General features: G+C 66.7%; 14 protein-coding genes and 1 pseudogene. 6 read left to right on the forward strand and 9 right to left on the reverse strand.

Features of this window, described 5'->3' with window-relative positions; all coding sequences use genetic code 11:
• Positions 1–32 precede the first annotated feature (32 nt).
• On the reverse strand, positions 33–968 hold the full coding sequence (cpaB, locus tag ABFA30_RS23120) for a Flp pilus assembly protein CpaB (protein ID WP_410046007.1): 936 nt from the start codon (positions 966–968) through the stop codon (positions 33–35).
• A gap of 287 nt (positions 969–1,255) precedes the next feature.
• Between cpaB and ABFA30_RS23125 the strand changes: the two genes are divergently transcribed.
• Positions 1,256–1,447, forward strand: a complete 192-nt coding sequence (locus ABFA30_RS23125) for a Flp family type IVb pilin (protein ID WP_225790491.1) — start codon at positions 1,256–1,258, stop codon at positions 1,445–1,447.
• Positions 1,448–1,498: 51 nt separating this feature from the next.
• A complete protein-coding gene (locus ABFA30_RS23130) occupies positions 1,499–1,909 on the forward strand; it encodes a response regulator (protein WP_225790492.1) in 411 nt (136 codons plus the stop codon).
• A 3-nt stretch (positions 1,910–1,912) separates the two neighbouring features.
• Here ABFA30_RS23130 and ABFA30_RS23135 read toward each other — a convergent pair whose 3' ends face one another.
• The 3 genes from ABFA30_RS23135 to pbpC form a co-directional block, all read right to left on the reverse strand.
• Positions 1,913–2,488: a PIN domain-containing protein gene (locus ABFA30_RS23135; protein ID WP_225790493.1), complete on the reverse strand. Its 576-nt coding sequence runs from the start codon at positions 2,486–2,488 to the stop codon at positions 1,913–1,915.
• Complete coding sequence (locus tag ABFA30_RS23140; protein ID WP_225790494.1) at positions 2,488–2,946, reverse strand: helix-turn-helix domain-containing protein; 459 nt, start codon at positions 2,944–2,946, stop codon at positions 2,488–2,490. The genes ABFA30_RS23135 and ABFA30_RS23140 overlap by 1 nt, the downstream gene beginning before the upstream one ends.
• A 255-nt stretch (positions 2,947–3,201) precedes the next feature.
• Positions 3,202–5,556, reverse strand: a complete 2,355-nt coding sequence (gene pbpC / locus ABFA30_RS23145) for a peptidoglycan glycosyltransferase PbpC (protein WP_410046008.1) — start codon at positions 5,554–5,556, stop codon at positions 3,202–3,204.
• A gap of 77 nt (positions 5,557–5,633) precedes the next feature.
• On the opposite strand from pbpC, the gene ABFA30_RS23150 reads away from it, so the two are divergent.
• Positions 5,634–5,927 carry a hypothetical protein gene (locus ABFA30_RS23150; protein ID WP_225790496.1) on the forward strand — a complete coding sequence of 98 codons (294 nt, stop codon included), beginning with the start codon at positions 5,634–5,636 and terminating at the stop codon, positions 5,925–5,927.
• Positions 5,928–6,196: 269 nt separating this feature from the next.
• On the opposite strand, the gene ABFA30_RS23155 is transcribed toward ABFA30_RS23150, so the two are convergent.
• The gene (locus ABFA30_RS23155) at positions 6,197–11,101 is read right to left on the reverse strand and encodes an alpha-2-macroglobulin family protein (RefSeq protein WP_410046009.1); all 4,905 of its coding nucleotides are present in this window, start codon (positions 11,099–11,101) and stop codon (positions 6,197–6,199) included.
• A 260-nt stretch (positions 11,102–11,361) separates the two neighbouring features.
• Here ABFA30_RS23155 and ABFA30_RS23160 point away from each other — a divergent pair, with 260 nt between their 5' ends.
• On the forward strand, positions 11,362–12,699 hold the full coding sequence (locus tag ABFA30_RS23160; RefSeq protein WP_410046010.1) for an MATE family efflux transporter: 1,338 nt from the start codon (positions 11,362–11,364) through the stop codon (positions 12,697–12,699).
• 82 nt (positions 12,700–12,781) lie between these two features.
• Here the strand turns inward: ABFA30_RS23160 and speA are convergent, their stop codons facing one another.
• From speA to ABFA30_RS23180, 4 genes are all read right to left on the reverse strand, one after another.
• On the reverse strand, positions 12,782–14,695 hold the full coding sequence (gene speA, locus ABFA30_RS23165) for an arginine decarboxylase (RefSeq protein WP_225790499.1): 1,914 nt from the start codon (positions 14,693–14,695) through the stop codon (positions 12,782–12,784).
• A gap of 155 nt (positions 14,696–14,850) precedes the next feature.
• Positions 14,851–15,222, reverse strand: a complete 372-nt coding sequence (locus ABFA30_RS23170; protein WP_225790500.1) for a translation initiation factor Sui1 — start codon at positions 15,220–15,222, stop codon at positions 14,851–14,853.
• A gap of 258 nt (positions 15,223–15,480) precedes the next feature.
• On the reverse strand, positions 15,481–16,017 hold the full coding sequence (locus tag ABFA30_RS23175; RefSeq protein WP_225790501.1) for an NUDIX hydrolase: 537 nt from the start codon (positions 16,015–16,017) through the stop codon (positions 15,481–15,483).
• A gap of 2 nt (positions 16,018–16,019) precedes the next feature.
• Positions 16,020–17,087, reverse strand: a complete 1,068-nt coding sequence (locus ABFA30_RS23180) for a DUF2333 family protein (RefSeq protein ID WP_225790502.1) — start codon at positions 17,085–17,087, stop codon at positions 16,020–16,022.
• A 1,729-nt stretch (positions 17,088–18,816) separates the two neighbouring features.
• On the opposite strand from ABFA30_RS23180, the pseudogene ABFA30_RS23185 reads away from it, so the two are divergent.
• A pseudogene (locus ABFA30_RS23185) lies at positions 18,817–19,332 on the forward strand (methyl-accepting chemotaxis protein); the annotation flags it as partial.
• 187 nt (positions 19,333–19,519) lie between these two features.
• Entirely contained in the window at positions 19,520–21,307 is a 1,788-nt protein-coding gene (locus tag ABFA30_RS23190) for a protein-disulfide reductase DsbD (protein WP_225790504.1), read from the forward strand.
• The last annotated feature ends 122 nt before the right edge of the window (positions 21,308–21,429 follow it).

Consider the following 21,429-nt stretch of genomic DNA (forward strand, 5'->3'; position numbering starts at 1 on the left):
GCGGTACTACGCATGGCGGCATCCTTGCTGGGTCAGGGAGTCTTGTGGGTAGCGTCGGGCTGGGCACCCCGGATGACCTGCATGCCCGGCGCAGTGCGGGTGGACGGCGCCTTGGCTGGCGCCACCTGGGACAGCTGGCTGAAGCGATAGAGATCGCGGTGGGCATTGGCCACCTGGGGCGTGGCCTCGGGGTCGGACCAGTAGCGCGCCAGCAAGTGTTCGTCGGCGCTGCGCACCGCCAGGCGCAAGGTTCCGGCCTGGGCCGCCAGCATCAGGCGACTGGCCAACGCCTCGGGCACGGCCAGGGCCACGGTGCGCGTGGCGTTGCCCAACGACTCGCGGCGCGCCTTCTGCTCTTCGGCGGTCTGCGCCGGGCGGCCATCGTTGGCCAGGCCCATCTGCTCGCCGACGCTGAGCACGCGCAAGGCCGGCAGTACCACCTGGGCGGTGGCCTGCGGGTTGTTGTTTTCCTCACGCAGGAACAGCAGCACGTCGACATAGTCGCCTGGCCGTACCTGCCCAGCGGCGCCGATCACCTCGTCCACGGCCACCGCCACCGCGCGCTCATGCCGACGGATCATCCGCGCCAGCGGCCCACCGGCCTGGAAGCTGGTTTCGTCGAGCCAACTGCCTGCCGCCAGCGGGCGCGCACTGCTGCGCCCGAGCACCTGCTCGAGCCGCTGGAACGCACCCTCGGGCACGACCTGCAGGCGCTCCACCAGCAGGTCGTCCTCGGTCAATGGCGTGTGGGCGGCGACGTCGCGGCGCAGCACCACGATCGGCGAGCGTAGCGGCTCCTCTGGCCTCACCGGTGCCGGGGCGACCTGTGGCACGGGGGCTTCGGCCACCACGGTGGCCGGTTGCACCGCCGGTATCGGCGGCCGGCTGAGAACCAGCCCCCAGTAGCCGGCCAGCACCGCGGCGAACAAGAACAAGACGGCGAGAATCATGGTCAAGCGACTGCTCATTTCCGCCCTCCCTGCGCCTGGCACCCAATGATGGCAAAAAGTAATTATTTTGCTATTGCACGGTAGCGCAGCGTCGACGATTCGCCATGAGCCGGCGGGCTTTTTCGCAGCCGAAAAATTGACGCGCTGTAAAAACAGAAACTTAGCGCGGCCGTTTCAAACCAATACTTTAGAGATAATGCTTTCTTACATTTGCAGCTTCGCGCAGCTTGGCAATCCTATGATGGCAAAGGGGCATCACCCATATGGCCCCGCCTACCGCCGCTGATCGCGCAAGGAGTTGTGCCATGTTGCTGCAACAGATCCTTTTCCACTGCAAGAACTTCCTGAAACGCAAGGACGGAGCTTCCGGTATCGAGTACGCGGTGATCGCGGCGATGGTCGCGGTGGTGCTGGCGGGGTTCGTCGGCGATATCTCGGGGCATGTGGATAGCATCATGACAACCATCTCGGAAGCCATAACACCTGATGCTGGTTAATGATCGCCGGCCCCCAATGCAGGCATCTTTCCCCATCCACTGGAGACGACCATGCCAACCTCTTCCTTGCGTCAACAGATCCTCCTGGTCGACGACGAGGAAGAGGCCCTGCTCGAACTCGCCGAACTGCTGGAGAACGAAGGTTTCTGCTGCCACACCGCGACGTCCGTGAAGGCTGCCCTGCAACAGCTCACCCGCCACCCGGACGTGGCCCTGGTCATCACCGACCTGCGCATGCCCGAGGAGAGCGGCATCGGCCTGATCAAGCGCCTGCGCGACCACACGGACCGCCAGCACCTGCCGGTGATCGTCATGTCCGGCCATGCGGACCTGGAAGATGTCAGCGACCTGCTGCGCCTGCAGGTGCTCGACCTGTTCCGCAAGCCGATCTATCACGCACGGTTGCTGGAGACCCTGGAGAATCTGTTTCCCAAACCGAGGATGCAGGTGGTGGGGCAATGAAGCTCATATGAGCATGATGTAGTCATTCAGGGCGCTGGCCGTCTGCGGCAGCCCCTGCTTCAGAATGCATTCAACGAAGGTTTCGGGAGTGTAGGGAGAGCGGACCAGACAGCGACGCATTTCAGCCATAGTGGCAAGCACCGTTGCCTGATCCAGCCCCCAGAGATCCATGATGAACTCATCAGGATGTTGCGCTTGCACCCCGTAGGACTTCAGCGTCGAGGCGGGAAAGTCCTTCAGGTTGAACGTGACGATCACCTCGGCATTGCTTCTGATTGCAGCAGCAAGTACGTGGGCATCATCTGGGTCAGGCAACAACAGCGACTCGCATAGCTGCTCGTATTCAGTGACGAGTGCATCGGGAATGGCGGCTTCCATCAACCGAGAAACACGGTCGAGTTGCACCTGGGCCAGATCCTTGCGATTACGCAGGAGATTTCGTTTCCATTCCTCATCGATCCTCGATGTCCATCTGGCCCTATAGAGTCCCTTGCCCGCTAGCCTCAGGAGCAAATCCCTAAGAGGGGCCGGATACAGTACACATGCATCGTAGATAGCGATGAAGGACGACTCCCGCATCAATAGCCCAGCCCAAGCTCTTCAGAGAGGTTTGCAAGCTCATCCAAGGCCTTGCGGCTGGCTTGATCCCTTTTTTGCTTGTAAGTCATGAGGTCCGAGAACAGTACCCGACGATGGCGGCCGGCCTTATGGAAAGGCAGCTTCCCCTCCTCCAGCAGCTTCACCAGGTGTGGACGCGAGACATTCAGTAAGTCTGCCGCTTCCTGCGTCGTCAGTTCGGCATGTATCGGCACCACCCGGACTGAGTTTCCTTGCGCCAGCTCTCCGAGGATATCCACCAACAACCGCAACGCGCTGGTCGGCAATTCGACCGCATGGGCCTTGTTGTCGGTGTCGTAGATTTCGATTCGTTGCATCTGTGTCTTGGTACAGAGAAAAGCCGCAAGGTCCCGTTGCCCTTGAACCGCCGCGGCAATCTCTCGAGACTCTGGAAAGTCGGCTCGTTTCGACAAGCTCATGACCACGCTCCCATTCGCCATGCCATTACTCTCCGACTCTAAACGAAATAATCGAAAACTCAAGACACGCTCCCCTGCCTGCACGCATGCGCAAAGGCTAGAGGGGTGGGCTTTCCCATGCAATCGGAAGGCGATCGACAAATCGCGTAGGGCAAGTCCTAGGCTGTAAGGCATCAAACCAGCCCACTCGCGGGACAAACCGGTCAGTCAAGTGACACTGGGGCTGCTTCGCAGCCCATCGCCGCCCCGCTCCCTTCACTCGTTCACCTGAAACTCCACCCGCGCCGTCTCACCGCTTTCATCCAGCGCACTGAGCTCAATGTGCCCGGCCTGTTCGAAACGCACCAGCAGGCTGTCCTGGCCACGGGTCTCGCCCAGGGGCCGGCCATTGAGGAACCACCAGCGCTGGCCGCCGCCGCCCAGTGCCGAGACGTGCAGTTGCAAAGGCTCGCGGCTGGTGGCCGGACGGCGCAGGTTGTCGCCGGGGCGCACCCCGACGATCGACAACGGCGGCGCGCTGGCCGGTACCTGTGGCGGGCAGGCGGGGTCCAGCGCCGGCAGGCGTGCGGCACGGCGCTCTACACGAGGCAGCCAGGGCTCCAGTGGCGCCGGCCACAGCGCCACGTCGCGGGCCTGGGCGCCGCTGCAACTGGCATCGACCCGCAGCCCTTGGTCATTGACCCAGACCGTCTCGCGCAACCCCAACCCCAGCGGCTGGTCGGCCGCCTGCAAGGTCGGTGGGGTGGTGCCGTCGAGGGTCCAGGCGAAACGCTGGCGGCGGCAGTTGGGGTCCTGGCGCGGCATGGGCTGGCCCAACGGCCAGCAGATCGCCGCCACGCCAACGCTCGCCGGTACGTGCTCCGCCGGCGCGGCGATGCCCCGCTGGCTGTCGCGGTTGCTCAGCAGGTCATGCACCTGCAACATCAACGGCGCCGCCGAGGCCAGGCCGAACTGGCCGGGCACCGGGGTACCGTCGGGGCGCCCGATCCACACGCCGATCAGGTAGCGTGGCCCCACACCGACCGACCAGGCATCGCGAAAGCCATAGCTGGTGCCGGTCTTCCAGGCCAGTTGCGTGCGCGGCACCAGCTCGGCATGCCGATCGCGGTCCGGCCGGGCCTGGCCGCTGAGGATACGGCGAACGATCCAGGCCGAACCGGGCGACAGCAGCCGCCGCTCCAGCAGTGGGTCCTGGGGCTGCAGGCGGATACGCGCGCTCTTGCCTTCGCGGGCCAGTGCCGCATAACCGCCGACCAGGTCCTCCAGCCGGCTACCTGCCCCGCCGAGGATCAACGACAGGTTCGGCTCGGCCAGGGGCGGCAGCATCAACGGCATGCCGCCCATGCGCATCTGCGCAGCGAAGCGCTTCGGCCCGTAGGCCTCCAGCAACTGCACCGCCGGCAAGTTGAGCGACAGGGCCAGGGCCGAGCTGGCCGAGACCGGGCCGCTGAAGCCCATGGAGAAGTTGCCGGGACGATAGTCGCCGTAACGCCGTGGCACATCCTGCAGCAACGACTCGGAATGGATCAGGCCATCGTCCAGGGCCATGGCGTAGAGGAACGGCTTGAGCGTCGAGCCGGGCGAGCGCAGGGCATGGACCATGTCCACATGACCAAAGCGGCGTGCATCGTTGAGGTCGAGGGAGCCCAGGTAGGCACGCACCGCCATGGTCTTTGCCTCGACCACCAGCAACGCCGCCGAGGTGCGCTCCGGCAGCCGGGCCCGCCAGCCCAGCAGCAGGTCTTCCAGACGCCGTTGCAAGGCCGCATCGAGGGTGGTGCGGATCAACGGCGGGCTACCCGGGCGGTTCAGCCGACGGGCCAGCAGGGGCGCCAGGGCTGGCTCCTGGCGCGGCGCGAGGAGCAAGGGTTCCTCACGCGCCTCCTCGATCAGCCGGGCCGGCCACACCTGGTACTCGGCCAGGCGCTGCAAGACCTTGTCGCGGGCGCGCTGGGCACGTTCGGGGTGGCGGTCGGGACGCAGCCGGCTGGGGGCCTGGGGCAGCACGGCAAGCAGCGCCGCCTCGGCCGGGGTGAGGTGCTTCGGCGACTTGCCCAGGTACGCCCAGCTGGCCGCCGCCACGCCCTGCAAGGTACCGCCGAAGGGGGCACGGTCGAGGTAGAGCTGCAGGATCTCGCCCTTGGACAGGTGCCACTCCAGTTGCACGGTGCGCCACAGCTGGCGCAGCTTGCCTGCCAGGGTGCGGTCGTGCGGATCGAGCAGGCGCGCCACCTGCATCGACAAGGTGCTGCCGCCAGAGACCACACGCCCACCGCGCAGGTTGAGCCAGGCCGCCCGGACCAGGGCCAGCGGGTTGATCCCGGGATGATGGTAGAACCAGCGGTCCTCATAGGTCAGCAGCGCCTCCAGGTACAGCGGCGACACCTCGTCAGGGCTGACTGGGTAGCGCCATACGCCCTCGGCATCGGCGAAACGCCACAGCGGTGTGCCGTCCTCGGCCAGCACCACCCGCGCCTGGTCGTCGCCTGGCAGGGGCAAGGGCCATAGGCGGTCAGCCAGCCACAGCAGCGCCACGGCCACCAGGCCGGCCACGCCGACGCCCCGCAGGGCCCTTGCGGTGCGCGTACGCAGGCAGGCTAACATTGGCATCGGGAACCGACCTGGCCAGCTAATGGCCAAAGGCTTGGGAACGGCACCCACGCCGATTCGATCATCAGGAAGCGACTATGCATGTAGAAGGTTTTTTCGAGTGGCTGGGCCAGGCACTGGGTTCGTTGATCCGCTTCATCGTCGACGGATTGAGCGGCCTGTTCAACCTGCTGGCCAACGCCGGGGGTAATTTCATCGATGGCCTGGCACGCACGCTGGGGATGGACACCTCGCTGGTCAGCATCCTCGCGCTGGTCATTGGCCTGATGCTGCTGTACTCGGCGGTGCGCGCGTTCATGCGTGCCTCGATCATCCTCGGGATCATCTGGTTACTGCTCGGGCTGTGGGTGTTGAGCTGGGTGGTGCACTAGTAGCGGAACACAAGCTGCAAGAAAGGCCAATAGCAGCCTGGCCAGCCTGTTAGGCGGCAGTGGGGCTGCTTTGCAGCCCATCGCCGGCAAGCCGGCTCCCACAAGGCCCGCTGCATGGCACATGATTCGCGAACACCACAAGCCCCTGTGGGGCTTGCCGGCGATGGGGCGCGCAACGCCCCCAAAATCTGAAAGTCACCACTGCCCGCACTGGCCGGCGCCGGCTGTTTTTTCTTACCGCTTGCAGCTTGCGGCTCGAAGCTCGAACGTCAGCGACCTCTAACGATCACCTCCCCCTGCCCTTCCCCGACCGCCTGCAAGTTCGGCCGGTACATCGACTCCACCTGCGGCGGCGGCACGCGGTAGGTGCCTGGCGTCACCGCCCGGGCCAGGTACAACAGGTGCGTGGTGCCATAGCTGTCGAGCTTGAGCGCCGCCACATAGCGGTCGTCGCGGAACTCCTGATGCACCACGTTGGCGTTCTGCATCGATTCGCGCCACTGCTTCACCGTGCTGCTGGCGTTGTCCAGGCTGGCAGCGCTCTGCGCCAGGTTCTGGTTCTCCAGCTCCAGGCCCGCCGGCAGCAGGTCGACCACCAGCGCATCCGGCACCTGGGTACTGGCCTTCAGCGCCAGGTGCACCAGCACCAGGTCGCCACTGCGCAGGTTGCGCAGGTCCAATGGCTGGCCGTTCATGCCCTGGTACTCACGGCGGATCTCCAGGCCATTGCCGCCTGCCGCCGGTGCTTGACGCGGATAGCCGGAGAGGGTCAGTTGCTGGTAGAGCGTCTCGCTGCCTTCATTCTGCACGGTCAGCGGCGACCTCAGCAGCGCCCCTTCGAGCTTCATGCCCGACTCGGCATTGTTGAACGCGCGAACCTCCCCAGCGCTGTCCAGGCGTGCCTGCCACTGGCCTTCCGGCTTGCCCAGCAGGCCGCGGCCGGCCAGGTACAGGGCGTTGCGCTCCTGGGTCGACAGCCAGCGATTGGCCGCCAGTTCGTCAGACAGCGCGAACAGGCGCTGGTCGACCTGGTCGCTGGCCAGCTCGTTCTCCTGCAGCAATGCCAGGATCAGCGCCTGGTCACGCAGGGCACTGCCATAGTCGGCCATCCAGCCCTCGCTGCGGCCGGCACCCAGGCCTGCCTGCAGCGCCTGCTGGGCACGAGGCTTGTCGCCCATCTTGTCCAGCGCCACCGCCAGTTGCACCAAGGGCAGGCCGGAGCGGGCATCGCTGCGCCGTTCGAACAGGCTGCGCAGAGCGCCCAGCGGAGCCTGCTGGTTGCGCGCCAGCACCAGGGCCGCGTAGGCCTGCACGGCAAAGCGGGTGTGATCGGCGTTCTGGCTGTAGTCCACCTCGATCAGGTTGCGCTCCTGCACGTAGCGCAACAGGCGCTCGTTGGCCTTCTTCAGCGCCTCGGCCGGCACGCCGAAGCCCTGCTCGCGGGCGCGCAGGAGGAAATCGGTGACATAGGCGGTCAACCAGTATTCCTCTTCGCTGTCCGAGCTCCACAGGCCGAAGCTGCCGTTGTAGCGCTGCATGCCCAGCAGGTGCTCGATGCCCATCTCGATCTTGCGCTTGCGCACATCGGCCGGCTCGCCCTTGATGCCCAAGCGCTTGAGGCTCTCGGCATCGGCATAGAGCGACGGGTACAGCCCGCTGGCGGTCTGCTCCAGGCAGCCGTAGGGGTATGCCTCGAGGGCGCGGATCTGCTCGGCGAGGTTCAGCGGCGGGCGGCTGGAAAGCGCCAGGCTGGCTTCCAGGCCGGCCGGTTCGAACGCCGCCAGGTCGCCTTCCGGCAAGGTCCAGGGCTGGTCCTTCAAGGCGACGCGATAGTGCTTGAGCATCGCTGGGTAGGCCGGTCGAATGCCCAGGGTCCACTCACGCTCGAAGGCGTTGACCGGTTCACCCGGCAATTGCAGGCCCTCGACCCGCACCTGCACCTTGCCCTGGCCGAGGCCGCCCTGGGCCTGCACCGGGATCAGCAAGGTCTTGCGCTGGCCCTCGGCCAGGCTGACGCTCTGCGAGCCCTCGCCGGCCAGGCTCAACTGGCCCCCGGCGCTGACCTGCACGCTCAACTGCTGGGCCCGCCCCGACAGGTTGGCCAGGTCCAGGGCCAGGCTGGTGCGGTCGCCGCCGGCGAGAAAGCGCGGTGTCGACAGTTCGGCGATCAGCGGTGCGGCAACCACCGTCTTGCCTTCGGCCATGCCGAAGCGATCGTCGCTCCAGGCCTGGGCCATCAGGCGCAACTCGCCATTGAAGTCGGGGATCTCGACGGTGGCCTGGCCCTCGCCCTGCGCATCGAGGGTCACCGGCAGGCTCTGCTGGGCGACGATGGTCACCGTGGTGTTGGGGCGCTTGCCGCCCTTGGCCATGGCCGCGTCGCCACCGAATGCCAGGCTCGCCAGGCGGCCCTGGCCGGCTTCGATCAACTGGCCGTAGATGTCCAGTTGGTCGGCGCCGTAGGCCTTGCGGCCGAACAGGCTGGCGAACGGGTCGGGGGTCTTGAAGTCGGTGATGTTGAGGATGCCCACGTCCACCGCAGACAACAGCACATGCACGTGCCTGGGCGTACTGCCATCGGCATTGGCGGCCTTGAACTTCACCGTCAGTGGCTGCTTGGGCCGCATCTTCTCCGGCGCCTGCAAGGTCAGGGCGAGCTTGCGCTCGGTGCGCTCCAGTGGCAGGTGCAGCACACCCACGGCGCGCTTGGGCGTGGCGTTGGCCTTGCGCTCGCCGGGGCGGATCACCAGCGCGCTGATGTACAGGTCATGGCGCGCCCAGTTCTTGTCCAGTTGCACGTCGAAGGCCTTGCCCTCGGCAGGCACCTCGATCTCCTGCCACCACAGCGGACCGTCACTGGACTCGATCATCAGGTAGCCGCTGCCGGCGGCTGGCGGGGTCACGGTGACCTTGGCGGTGGCGCCGTCGGCATAGGCCGGTTTGTCCAGGGCCAGCTTGACCTGGTCTGGGCGCACCGCACCGCCTTCGGCGTTGTCCTGGGCGCGGTAGCCGGCCCAGAAACGCGCGCTGGAGACCAGCCCGGTCTGCGGATCTTCCACCTCGACCCGGTACGGTCCCCACTCGACCTGGAAGCTCAGCTTGGCGGTACCCCCGGCCTTGACGCTGACGGTCTCCTCGCTCTGGGTGAGGAACTTCTCGTTGTAGTTGTAGCTCCAGCCGTCACTCTGGGAGTAGTTCCAGTAGTAGTCGCGGCGCTCGCGGACCAAGCGCACCTTGAGCGCATCGGCGGCCAGCTTGTGGCCTTCGCGGTCGGCCACCAGGAACTCGAACTGCACCGGGGCATCGCCATCGGTCTCGTCGCCGTCGAACAGGCCGCGCAGCCCCGGCAGGCGCTCGGCTGGCCAGATCGGCTGCTCGAGACGGCGGGTGATCGGCCGGCCGCCAGACTCTTGCAGGCTGGCCTGGACGGTCAGTTGCAGGGGCGAACGGGCCTCGGCCCAGCGGCTCTCGATGTCCAGACGGGCCTTGCCGGCCTGGTCGAGGGTGACTTCGTCCAGTTCCAGGTCCTGGTTGAGCTCGCTCTCGGTGACCGAGCCGAACTGGTAGCCCGGCAACGCCGGTACCGCCTCGCGCAGAGGGCGCAGGTAGGCCTGCCCGCTCAGGCGGTTGCCGGCGGCCGGGGCGCCATAGAGGTAGCGGCCATTGACGTGGACATGGGCCGTCTGCTCCGGGCTCAGCGGCGTGCTGCTGCCCTTGAGCTCGAGGGCCAGGCGCTCGGGCAGGAAGTCTTCGACGAGGAACTCATGGACCTGCTTGCGCCCGCCGCCCAGGTCGAGCAACAACTGCCAGCGACCTGTCGGCGCCTCGCCCGCCAGTTGCAACTGATACTGGTACAGGCCATTGGCATCGGCCTCCCAGACGAACTTGCGGCTGACCTGCTCATCGGGCCGGCGGACCTCCACGGTCACCGGCTGGGCCTTCACCGGCTTGCCGTCCTGGTCGCGCAGCAGGCCATTGAGCAGCACGGTCTCGCCCGGACGATACAGGTCGCGCGGGCCGAAGATGAAGAACTGCAGCGGGTTGGCCTGGGGGCCGGTGATATCGAACTCGGCCAGGTCCAGGGCAGCGGTGTTCAAGCGCAGCAGGGTGGTGTGCACGCCCTGGGTGGCGATCAGGGTGTCGGCCTTGGGCGTGATCGGCAACTGGGCATGGCCGCGACCGTCGGTCTCGGCCTGGGCCAGCAGCTTGCCCTTGCCGTCGTGCAGTTCCAGGTTCACGCCTGCCAGTGCCTTGCCGCCCTCCAGGGCCTGGGCGAACACGTCCAGGCGGTCGCGGTAACGGTGGGCGGAAACGCCGATGTCGCTGAGGGTGAACAGGGTCGCCGGCTGCGAGTAGTCGTAGGTACCCGAGGCGCGCATCACCGCCAAGTACACGCCTGGCTCCTGCAACGGCTTGATCCCGGCGATCGGCAGCAACACGGTTTCACGGGTGTTGCGTGCCGGGTTGAGGTCGAAGCGGCCGCTGTAGACCAGGTCGGCCATCTCCAGGGTCTCCTTCGACTGGTAGTCGTACAGGCTGCTGTTGCGGCCCCAGTTGACCAGGAAACTGGAGAGCATGTCCGGCTTGATGCGGAAGAACTCCACGTCGACCTTGTCGACGTTCAGGGCGATCACCGGCAGCCCTTCTGCCAGGCGCGTGGGCAGCAGCGAACCACGGCTGGCGAAGCCCACGGTGGGTTGCAGGTCGCGGGTTTCCAGGCGACTGATCGACTCCTTCTCCAGGCGCTTGCCATTGACCGCCAGCAGGCCCTTGTCGACGGTCAGCACCAGCTTGCGCTGGGGTTCCAGGTGGCGCAGGCGCAGCTCCATCTGGTTCTCGGCAAGCTCCCAGGCACCGTCGACCTTGCCCTTGACGGTGTCGACCAGGTGCACCTTGGCGGCGAAGTCCTGGTTGGCATCCAACGGCGCGGAGAAGCTGATCGACAGGCTGCTGGCGCCGTCGAGCTGGACCTCCGAGACGTCCAGCACGGTCAGCTCACGGCCTTCGTAGCGCTTGGCGAGGGCGGCCGGGTCTTCTTGCCTGGGTGCGGCGGTTTCGGCAGGGGCAGTGGCGGCCGGCTTTTCGGCGGGCGCGGGCTGCTTGTCCGGCGAGGAAGAATCACAGGCACTGAGCAGGGCCAGCACGCAGGCCAGCAACAATCCTTTGTCGAGCATGGGAAGGAAACTCTTCGGCAGCATGTACGTAAGGGCGCAACTATAGCGCAACGGCAGGGGGCGTACCTGCGGCCCGGCCGCTAGAATGCGCGTTTGCCTAGCCAGTGCGGTGTATGGAATCACGCGCTCGGCACTTCGCGGACAAGCCCGCTCCCCATGGCCCTGCACATCACATCCTGTGTGATCGGCTCATGCCCTGCGGAGCTTGCCCGCGAAGCGCCAGTCGAGGATAGGCAGCCCACGCTTGCCCAGGAGCCCGCATGCCCCAACTGTCCACCGATTGGCGCGACCGCCGTACCCACCGCAAGGTCTGGGCCCTGGCCGCACCGATGATCCTGTCCAACGTCTCGGTGCCGCTGGTGGCCTTGGTCGACAGCACAGTGATCGGCCACCTGCCCCATGCCCACCAGTTGGGTGCGGTGGCGGTGGGCGCCACCCTGTTCACCTTCATGGTCGGGCTGATGGGTTTCCTGCGCATGGGCTCCACCGGCTTCGCCGCCCAGGCCGCCGGGCGCGCCGATGGTGCCGCGCTGCGCCAGGTGTTGGTGCAGGGGCTGCTGCTCGCGCTCGCCTTCGCCCTGCTGATCGGCCTGCTGGCCCTACCTTTCAGCCAACTGGCGCTGCACGCGATGCAACCGAGCGAAGCGCTGCAGCAATCCACCGAGGACTTCTTCCACACCCGCTTGCTCGGTCTGCCGGCAGCCCTGGCCAGCTATGCCTTGGTCGGCTGGTTCCTCGGCACCCAGAACGCCCGTGCGCCCCTGGCGATCCTGCTGGTCACCAACCTGCTCAACATCGTCCTCAACCTGTGGTTCGTCCTCGGCCTGGGCTGGGGTGTCCTGGGCTCGGCACGCGCCTCGGTGATCGCCGAATGGAGTGCCGCCCTGCTGGGCCTGGCCCTGACCCGCCCGGCCCTACGCGCCTACCCCGGGCGCATCGCCTGGCAGGCGCTGAAGCGCTGGCAGGCCTGGCGGCCGTTGTTGTCGGTCAACCGCGACATCTTCCTGCGCAGCCTGGCGTTGCAGTTGGTGTTCCTGCTGGTCACCGTCCAGGGCGCGCGGCTGGGCGAAGCCACGGTGGCGGCCAACGCCCTGCTGCTCAATGGCCTGATGCTCACCGCCTACGCCCTCGACGGCCTGGCCCATGCCGTCGAAGCGCTGTGCGGCCACGCCATCGGCGCCCGCGACCGTGACGCCCTGCGCCGCGCGATGGTGGTGGCCTGCGGCTGGTCGCTGCTCACCAGCCTGGGCTTCGCCGTGCTGTTCCTGCTCGGTGGGCACCTGTTCATCGATCTGCAGACCGATATCGACAGCGTGCGCGCGGCCGCCTACCCCTTCCTGCCCTACCTCGCCGTGCTGCCGCTGGTCGCGGTGTGGAGCTACCTGCTCGATGGCCTGTTCATCGGCGCCACCCGGGCACGGGAAATGCGCAATGCCATGTTGCTTTCCGTGCTGCTCGCCCTGCCCCTGGCACTGGGCATGCGCGGGCTCGGCAACCACGGGCTGTGGCTGGCGTTCCTGGGGTTCATGGGGTTGCGGGCGGTGAGCCTGGGCTGGCTCGGCTGGCGACTGCAGCAAAGGGATCAGTGGGTGCGCTGAACACCCACCGTCTTCCTCGTATGGGAGCGGCCTTGCGGGACGCCGGACCGGTCGGAAAGGGCCGCAAAGCGGCCCCCTTGGATCACGAAGACAAATACGAAGACCGGGTCAGCCCCAGGCGCAGGGCATCGAGGAACTGCGTGCGCTCCCGTGCGCTGATCTTGGCGCTGGCGACCTTGTCGCGGTAGTGGGTCATCAGCTCTTCCGGCGACAGGTGCACGTAGCGCAGCATGTCCTCGATGGTGTCGTGGGTCTCGATGCCGGCGTGGTACACGCTGCCATCGGCGTTCTGGTAGATGTTCACCGAGTCGGTGTCGCCGAACAGGTTGTGCATGTCGCCGAGGATCTCCTGGTAGGCACCGACCAGGAAGATGCCCAGCAGGTAGTCCTCGCCCTCCTTGACGCCATGCACCGGCAGGCTGGTCTCGATGCTCTGCTCGTCGACGTACTGGTTGATCTTGCCGTCGGAGTCGCAGGTCAGGTCCTGCAACACGGCGCGGCGCAGGGGCTCTTCGTCCAGGCGATGCAGCGGCAGGATCGGCAGGACCTGGCCGATGGCCCAGGTGTCGGGCAGGCTCTGGAACACCGAGAAGTTGCAGATGTACTTGTCGGCCAGCTTGTCGTTGAGCTCGTCGAGCACCTGGCGGTGCGAGCGCTGGCGAGCCTTGAGCGAGTTGTGCAAGCGCCGGCAGAGGGCGAAGTAGCACTGCTCGGCCAGGGCCTTCTCGGCCAGCGAAACCTTGCCATCGGCATACTGGGCGGCCACGTCGCTCATGTAGTGGGTGGCGCGCCAGTAGGTCTCGGTGACCATCTCGATGTCGGTCGGCCCGAGCAGGTCGGCCAGCCAGCGCACGCTCTCGGGCAGGCTTTCCTTGTTCTCGATGGTCGGCACCTCGTCGTTGTGCTTCTCCACGTCGGTCACCTGCACCACCAGCATGGCGTGGTGCGCGGTCAGGGCGCGGCCGCTTTCCGAGAAGATGTGCGGGTGCGGCAGGCCCTGGGCGTCGCAGAACTCCTTGAGCATGCCGACCACGACGGCAGCGTAGTCGTCGATGTCGTAGTTGATCGAGCTGGCGTTGCGCGAGTGAGTACCGTCGTAGTCCACGCCCAGGCCACCACCGACATCGATATGATCCACCGGCAGGCCCAGGCCGCGCAGTTCGCCGTAGTAGCGGATGGCCTCCTTGAAGCCGTGCTGGTAGTCGGCCAGGTTGGCGATCTGCGACCCCATGTGGAAGTGCAGCAGGCGGATGCCCTGGTCGAGGCCGGCCTCACGGAAGCGCTGCACCACCGAGAGCAACTGGGCGGCCGACAGGCCGAACTTGGATTTCTCGCCCCCGGTGTCGGCCCACTTGCTCGATGCCAGCGACGACAGGCGCACGCGCAGCCCGACCTGCGGCTTGACCTTGAGCTCGCCAGCCTCCTCGATCACCAGGGCGACCTCGGACTCCTTCTCGATGACGATGAACACGTTGTGGCCGAGCTTCTGGCCCATCAGCGCCAGGCGGATGAACTCGCGGTCCTTGTAGCCGTTGCAGACGATGGTACCGCCCTTCGGCGCCAGCGCCAGCACCGCCAGCAGCTCGGGCTTGGAGCCGGCCTCCAGGCCGATGGAGACGTTCTGGGTGGCGATGATGTTCTCCACCACTGCTTCCTGCTGGTTGACCTTGATCGGGTACAGGGCCGTGTACTTGCTCTGGTATTCCAGGCGCGCGATGTTGGCATCGAAGGCGCCGGTCAGTTGCCGCACGCGGTGCTGCAGGATGTCGGGGAAGCGCACCAGCAGCGGCAGGGAAAGACCGCTCTGGCGCAGCTCGTCGATCTGCGCATAGAGATCGATCGGCGCGCTGTCCGGGCCGTTGGGGCGCACTTCGACGCGCCCGGCTTCATTGATGGCGAAATAACCAGCGCCCCAATGGCGGATACCGTAAACACTGCGGCTGTCGGCCACGGTCCATTGGCTGCCATCGTCTTTGCGTGTGCGTCGTACGGACATTCAAGTCCCCTGTAGATAAAGTCGAAGACACTGCCCCGCGCAGGAGGCGGATGCAGTGTAGAAACTGAAAATGACGATTCGCCCGTGTCCAGGGATAGACCCTGGCTACGGGAACGAGTTTAGAAAGCCCAGGGCAAAAAATCGCGCAACCGGCATCAGCCGCCGGATTTCTTCGCCTTGAAGCCCTGCTTGGCCAGCTCGGCGAGCAGCAGCTCGACGTGGTCGCCCTGGATCTCGATGACCCCATCCTTCAGCGCGCCCCCGGTGCCGCAACGGCGCTTGAGGTTGCTGGCCAGCTCCTTGAGCTGGTCCAGGGGCAGCGGCACGCCGCTGATGGTGGTCACGGTCTTGCCGCCCCGGCCTTTGCTTTCGCGGCGCACACGGGCGATCCCATCCCCTGCGGGGATGACCTGTTGCTTGCAGATGCAGGCGTCCACCGGCTTGCCACAGTCCGGGCAATGCCGACCGGCATCGGTGGAGTACACAAGACCGCCAAGGGCGGCGAAGGAAGAAGCTTTCTTGGCCACTTTTGTTCCTCTTGCTGAGGACAAAAACTGGTCGACGCCTGGAGCCAGGGCCGACCGCGAAGCCCCACTCTGGCAGGGGCAGCGCTACTGCCGCAGGTCCTGCGGCAGCCCGAAAAGGGCGCGCAGTTTAACGATAAATCCGCCGGTTGCTAAGTACCCGGATGCGCCATTTTACGAATGTTTTGCGACCCCTTCGCGGGTAGGCCAGTCAGTCGAGCGGTGCTTTGGCAATCCTGGGGCCGCTTCGTGCCCCAAACACTAACGCAACCCCGCCTTGTAGCGCTGCAAGGCGGCCAGCGAGTCGGGGCAGTACGGCTGGACCAGGCTGTCGGCCTCGGCCCGGGCGATGCTGACGAAACGCGCCTCGCTGACCTCCTCCGGCTGCAGCCGCAGCGGCGCATCGGAAACCGCCGAGAACACCGCGCACCACAGGCGGTTGTCGGGCTGGTCGAAGTAGAAGCGCTCATGAAAGCGCAACTCGACGCCACCGATGCCCAGCTCCTCCTCCAGTTCACGCGCCGCCGACTCCGCGTAGCTCTCCCCGGCCGCCACCATGCCCCCGGCAGCCACGTCCCAGTAGCCGGGATACAGCGCCTTGCTCAGGGTGCGCCGATGCACGCACAGCTCGCCGGCACTGTTGAACAGCAGGATGAAGGTGCAGCGGCCGATCAGGCCACGCTCGCGCAGTTCGGCCCGTGGCAGGGCGCCGAGCAGGCGGTCGGCCTCGTCGACCCAGGCGACCGATTCACGATCCGAGGCCGCACGATGCGCGGCCTCGGCTGGGCTGATGGTCATCCTCAGCCCTGCGACAGCAGTTGACGCAGGTCGATGACCGCGGCGTTGGCCCGGGAAATGTAGTTGGCCATCACCAGCGAGTGGTTGGCCCACATGCCGAAGCCGCTGCCGTTGAGCACCATCGGGCTCCACAGTGCCTCCTGGGAGGCCTCCAGCTCACGGATGATCTGGCGTACGCTGACGGTGGCGTTCTTCTTCGCCAGCACATCGGCGAAGTCCACCTCGATGGCGCGCAGCAGGTGGGACAGCGCCCAGGCCTGGCCACGGGCCTCGTAGAACACGTTGTCGATCTGCAGCCAGGGCGTTTCCACCAGCTCTTCGTCGACCTGCGGCGCCTGGCCTGCGACCACCGACTCGGTCTTCAGGGTGCTGTTGAGCTTGACCCGGCCAACGCTGGCCGACAGGCGCTGGGACAGCGAACCCAGGCGCGTGGCCACGTCGCCCAGCCAGTTGTTCAGGTTGTCGGCGCGGGTATAGAAGATCGCGCCCTGGTCGCCGGCGGCCAGGCGGGACTGGTAGCGGGTCAGCGACTTGAGGCCCTCCTCGAACTCCGACTCGCTGGACGGCAGGATCCAGCTCTTGTTGTCGAAGTTGAAGCGCGGCTCGGCCTTGGCCAGGTCGGCATCCTCGGTGGATTGCGACTGGGAGCGGGCGAAGTCCTTGCGCAGAGCGCGGGCCAGGTCGCGCACCTGGACCAGCACGCCGTATTCCCAGCTGGGCATATTGTCCATCCACAGCCCAGGCGGGAAGCGGTCGTTGGAGATATAGCCGCCCGGCTTGTCCAGCAAGGTGCCGGCCACGGTCTTGAGGGTCTCGATGGTGGTATAGCCAACCACCATCTGCTGGTTGCTGCGCTCGGCCGCGGCCTGGGCGTTCTGCTGCACCGGGAACAGGTCCGGCTCCTGGCTCCAGTACCAGCTCAGGCCGATGCACACCAGCAGGTACAGGCCGATCAGGGTGCCCAGGGCACGGCTCCACAGGCCGCCAAGGTAACTACGGGTAGCAGCGCCACGGGCATCGACCCGCTCGCGGGGCTCGGCCTTGGCCTCGCGGTTTTTCCAGTCCAGCATGGCTATATCCTTAATCAGTCACGACGTTCAGGGGCTTGGACCTCCAGCCTCGGCCAGGGTGCCACCGCAAGCCCGCGTGGCAGCACTATAAAGCAGACACCGGCGTATGCATAAGCGACCAATGACCCAGGCCCCCAAATAGCCGGGCCATCGGGCGTGCCCGTGAACAGCAATAGCGAATAAAGGCAAAACGCCACTTTTATCCGCCTCCGTCATCACCTCGTCACAAAACCGCAATAACTTCAGGCACCTACCTCTCCATCCCCGCTGGAAGTTCTCGGCTATGCGCCTGAAGTGGCTGACCAATTTCAACACCCTGCTGCTGGTGACCGTCTGTATCGCCCTGGCTGCGACCCTGTGGTGGTCGCAACGCGCCCTGGAGCGTCCCTACCAATTGATGGAGCGCTACCTGGGCCTGTCGCAGCAGTTCCAGAACGATGCGGCGAGCAACATCCAGGCCTACCTGGGCAGCGGCGACGCCCTGCGCCACGCCGCAGCCATGGCGGCCAACACGCAGTTGCAGGCAGCCCTGGCCGACTGGCCCGAAGCGCTGGCCGACCAGTTGCGCCCCAGCCTGGACCACCTGCAAGCGTTCACCGCCAACGAGCTGCTCGCCGCCGGCAAGCTGGCCGGCGATCCCCAGGCCCTGCTGCTGCAGGCCGAGCGTGAACTTGGCGCCAACTTCGAGCAATTGGCCACTTACGCGCGCGACAGCGCCAACCCCGAGGCCGAGCGCTACCTCGTGCCACTGTTCGACGCCAGCCTGCACCTGGGGCGCCTGTCCCTGGCCCGGGACAAGCTGGTCAGCAGTGGCCGCGCCGAGCTTGCCGACGAAGTCGAACGCGAACTGCAAGCGATCCGCGCCCAGGCCCAGGTGATCGACAGCCTGCCCTTGCTGGGCGTGACCCGCGCCGCCGAGTCCAACGCCGACGACTTCGCCGCCCTGATGGGCCTGGAGACCCAAGCCAGCGATCAACGCGAGGATGTCGCGGTGGGCCTCAAACGGGAGCTGCACAGCCTGCTGGGCCGCTACCCTGCCGAACTGCAGCGCACCCGCGAGCAGATCGAGCGCCGCGCCGCCCTGGCCGCCAGCACTGGCGAGCGCCTGGGCGCCGTGCAACAGGCCATCGCCGGCCTGGAGCCGCAGGTGCGCGGCCAGCACGCGACGATCGCCAGCGAAGTGCGCCTGATCCAGGGCCTGATGATCGGCCTGATCCTGCTGATCGCCCTGCTCGTCGATACCCTCCAGCGCCGCCTGGCCCGTACCCTGACCGGCCTGGCCCCGGCGCTGTCGCGCTGGGCCGAGGGCGACTTCGCCGAGGCCATCGCCCTGGGCCGTACCAACCGCGAGCTGCACGACATCCAGGCGTCGCTCAACCGCCTGCGCCAGTACCTGGTGGAGCTGGTCGGCACCCTTCGCCACAACGCCGAGCAGGTGGCCGGCAGCAGCCACGCCCTGGCCGGCATGAGCACCGCCCTGCACCACGGCGCCGAGCGCCAGGCCGGCGACACTGCGCAGATCCGCGATGCCCTGGGCGAGCTGGAGGCGACCATCCAGCAAGTCGCCGGCGATGCCAGCTCGGCCGCCGACGCCAGCCGCGACGCCGGCCGCGCGGTGGAACAGGGCCAGGCGGTGATCGGCCAGAGCCTGTCCGGCTTGCGCGCGCTGGTGGATGAGGTCCAGGGCAATGCGCAGATGATCGAGCAACTGGCCGAGGAGTCGGCCACGATCGGCGGTGTACTGACGGTGATCCGCGCCATCGCCGAGCAGACCAACCTGCTGGCCCTCAATGCCGCGATCGAGGCGGCGCGAGCCGGCGAGATGGGCCGAGGTTTCGCCGTGGTCGCCGATGAGGTGCGCTCGCTGGCCCAGCGCACCACAGGTGCCACAGGCGAGATCCAGGCGCTGATCGACCGCCTGCAGCAGGCTGCCCGCGAGTCGGTGGAGGGTATGCGCGCCCAGCTGGAACACGCCGAGACCACCGCCAGCCAGGCCCAGGCCGCCGATGGTGCGCTGGACGAGATCGTCAGCGCCATTCGCACCATTGCCGATACCGCAGTGCGCATCGCCGACGTGACCGCACAGCAGAGCGGCGCGGTGAGCGAGATCCGCGATCACAGCGAGCGGATCCACGCACTGGGCGAAGACAACCTGCAACGTATCGGCGAAGGACGCGAGCAAGGGGAGCAACTGCTCAAGCTGGGTGGCGAGCTGAATACGGCGGTGCGGGCGTTTCGCCTCTGAGGCGCGGCAAGAAAAAGCGGCAAGCTACAAGCTGCAAGAAAAAGCAGGCGGCGCCCATTTGAACCGAGCACAGCCATGACAAGCGGCGCCGATCAGCTTGCAGCTTGCGGTTTGGAGCTTGCAGCTTCGCCCCCAACCCCAGGCAACTCCGCTATCATGCGCCCAGGTTCCACCTCGCGAGTCCGCCATGCGCCGCCTGTTTTTCCTGCTGTTCCTGCTGCTGGCCAGCCCCGCCTTCGCCAGCGGCCTGCTCGACAACCGCCCCAGCGCCACCCTCGGGGCCGCCTCGTCGTCCAACAACGCCGACTTCCTGCCCGTCCACGAAGCCTTCAAGCTCAGCCTGGTGCATGCCGATGCCCAGACCATCAAGCTGCGCTTCGTCGCCGCCGACGGCTACTACCTCTACCGCCACCGCTTCCAGTTCCATACCGAGCCCACCGACATCGTCCTCGGCGCACCGCGGATCCCCAACGGCGAAGCCAAGCACGACGAGTTCTTCGGTGACGTCGAGGTGTACCACGGCGTGCTCGACATCGAACTGCCGCGCAACGCCTCGGACCTGCGCGCCTTCACCCTGCTGGTGGGCTACCAGGGCTGCGCCGACAAGGGCCTGTGCTACCCCCCGGAAACCGAACGGCTGAGCATCGGCGGCGAAGGCGGCAAGCCCGGCGCGCTTCCCCTCGGCGACGAGAAGGGCTGGAGCTGGCAGTCGCTGCTGCTGTTCTTCCTCGCCGGTGTCGGCCTGACCTTCACCCCCTGCGTGCTGCCCATGCTGCCGATCCTCTCTGGGGTGGTGCTGCGCGGCCAGGTCGGTGGCTGGCGCGGCCTGTCCCTGTCGCTGGCCTACGTGCTGCCGATGGCCGCCAGCTTCGCCGTGCTCGGCGCGCTGATGGGCGTATTCGGCGCCAGTCTCAACCTGCAGGCACGCCTGCAGTCGGCCTGGGTGCTGGTGCCCTTCGCGCTGTTCTTCGTGCTGTTCGCCCTGGCCATGTTCGGCCTGTTCGAGCTGAAGCTGCCCCAGGCCCTGGGCAATCGCCTGAACAGCCTCGCCAACCGCACCCGGGGCGGCTCGCTGCTGGGCGCCGCGGTGCTCGGCGTGCTCTCCAGCCTGCTGGTATCGCCCTGCGTATCGGCGCCGCTGGCCGGCGCCTTGCTGTACATCAGCGCCAGCGGCGATGCCCTGGGCGGGGCATTGAAACTGTTCGCCCTCGGCCTGGGCATGGGCGCCCCCCTGCTACTGGTGGCCACCGGTGGCGCGGCTTGGCTGCCCAAGAGCGGCCCCTGGTTGAACACGGTCAAGAACGCCATCGGCGTGCTCCTGCTGGGCCTGGCCATCGGCCTGCTCAGCCGCGTGCTGCCTGGCCCCGTGACACTGCTGCTGGTCGGCCTGCTGGCCGCCGGGGTGGCGCTGTTCCTCGGCGCCCTGGAATTCGTGGTCAAGACGCCCCGCCAGCGCCTGGCGCAATTGCTCGGCCTGGCCCTACTGGTCTATGCCCTGGCCTGCTGGTACGGCGCCTTGAGCGGTCGCGGCGACCCACTGCGCCCGCTGCCACCCCCCACGCCCGCGAGCAGCGCCGGTAACCCGGCCGCCAGCACGGCCAGCGCCTGGCAGACCCTCAGCACGCCCGCGGCGCTGGATGCCGCCCTGGCCGAGGCCAAGGCCGCCGGCCAGCCGGTGCTGCTGGACTGGTACGCCGACTGGTGCATCAGTTGCAAGGTGATCGAGCACGAAGTGCTCAATGCCCCGCAGGTCCAGGCGCAACTGGGCGCCTTCAAGCTGCTGCGCTTCGATATCACCGAGAGCAACGCCCAGCAACGCGCCCTGCTCGACCGCTACCAGCTGTTCGGCCCACCGGCCCTGTTGTTCTTTGCAGCGAACGGCAGCGAAATGACCGCTGATCGGGTCATTGGCGAGATAAATGCCACGGAATTTGCCAATCATCTGGTGCGCGTGCGCAGCGATCTGGGTCTATAACTTCCCGCGAGGCGGGATTTTTCATTGCAGCGGTGACCAGATTTAATCATCTGGTCACATACTTTGCGCGAACCTCGGACATCGTGCTGCGTATTGCCGGGAACTGGACACTCCTCTGCTCT

The sequence above is a fragment of the Pseudomonas sp. HLMP genome (genome assembly GCF_046365545.1).
Taxonomy (GTDB): domain Bacteria; phylum Pseudomonadota; class Gammaproteobacteria; order Pseudomonadales; family Pseudomonadaceae; genus Aquipseudomonas; species Aquipseudomonas guariconensis_B.

What these genes read in the sequence shown, in the direction of transcription:
- speA (WP_225790499.1), bottom strand. Translation starts at nt 14,695, where the DNA reads ATGTCCGTACGACGCACACGCAAAGACGATGGCAGCCAATGGACCGTG.
- ABFA30_RS23150 (WP_225790496.1), top strand. Translation starts at nt 5,634, where the DNA reads ATGCATGTAGAAGGTTTTTTCGAGTGGCTGGGCCAGGCACTGGGTTCG.
- ABFA30_RS23175 (WP_225790501.1), bottom strand. Translation starts at nt 16,017, where the DNA reads ATGACCATCAGCCCAGCCGAGGCCGCGCATCGTGCGGCCTCGGATCGT.
- ABFA30_RS23180 (WP_225790502.1), bottom strand. Translation starts at nt 17,087, where the DNA reads ATGCTGGACTGGAAAAACCGCGAGGCCAAGGCCGAGCCCCGCGAGCGG.
- cpaB (WP_410046007.1), bottom strand. Translation starts at nt 968, where the DNA reads ATGAGCAGTCGCTTGACCATGATTCTCGCCGTCTTGTTCTTGTTCGCC.
- ABFA30_RS23130 (WP_225790492.1), top strand. Translation starts at nt 1,499, where the DNA reads ATGCCAACCTCTTCCTTGCGTCAACAGATCCTCCTGGTCGACGACGAG.
- pbpC (WP_410046008.1), bottom strand. Translation starts at nt 5,556, where the DNA reads ATGCCAATGTTAGCCTGCCTGCGTACGCGCACCGCAAGGGCCCTGCGG.
- ABFA30_RS23135 (WP_225790493.1), bottom strand. Translation starts at nt 2,488, where the DNA reads ATGCGGGAGTCGTCCTTCATCGCTATCTACGATGCATGTGTACTGTAT.
- ABFA30_RS23140 (WP_225790494.1), bottom strand. Translation starts at nt 2,946, where the DNA reads ATGAGCTTGTCGAAACGAGCCGACTTTCCAGAGTCTCGAGAGATTGCC.
- ABFA30_RS23160 (WP_410046010.1), top strand. Translation starts at nt 11,362, where the DNA reads ATGCCCCAACTGTCCACCGATTGGCGCGACCGCCGTACCCACCGCAAG.
- ABFA30_RS23190 (WP_225790504.1), top strand. Translation starts at nt 19,520, where the DNA reads ATGCGCCGCCTGTTTTTCCTGCTGTTCCTGCTGCTGGCCAGCCCCGCC.
- ABFA30_RS23125 (WP_225790491.1), top strand. Translation starts at nt 1,256, where the DNA reads ATGTTGCTGCAACAGATCCTTTTCCACTGCAAGAACTTCCTGAAACGC.
- ABFA30_RS23155 (WP_410046009.1), bottom strand. Translation starts at nt 11,101, where the DNA reads ATGCTCGACAAAGGATTGTTGCTGGCCTGCGTGCTGGCCCTGCTCAGT.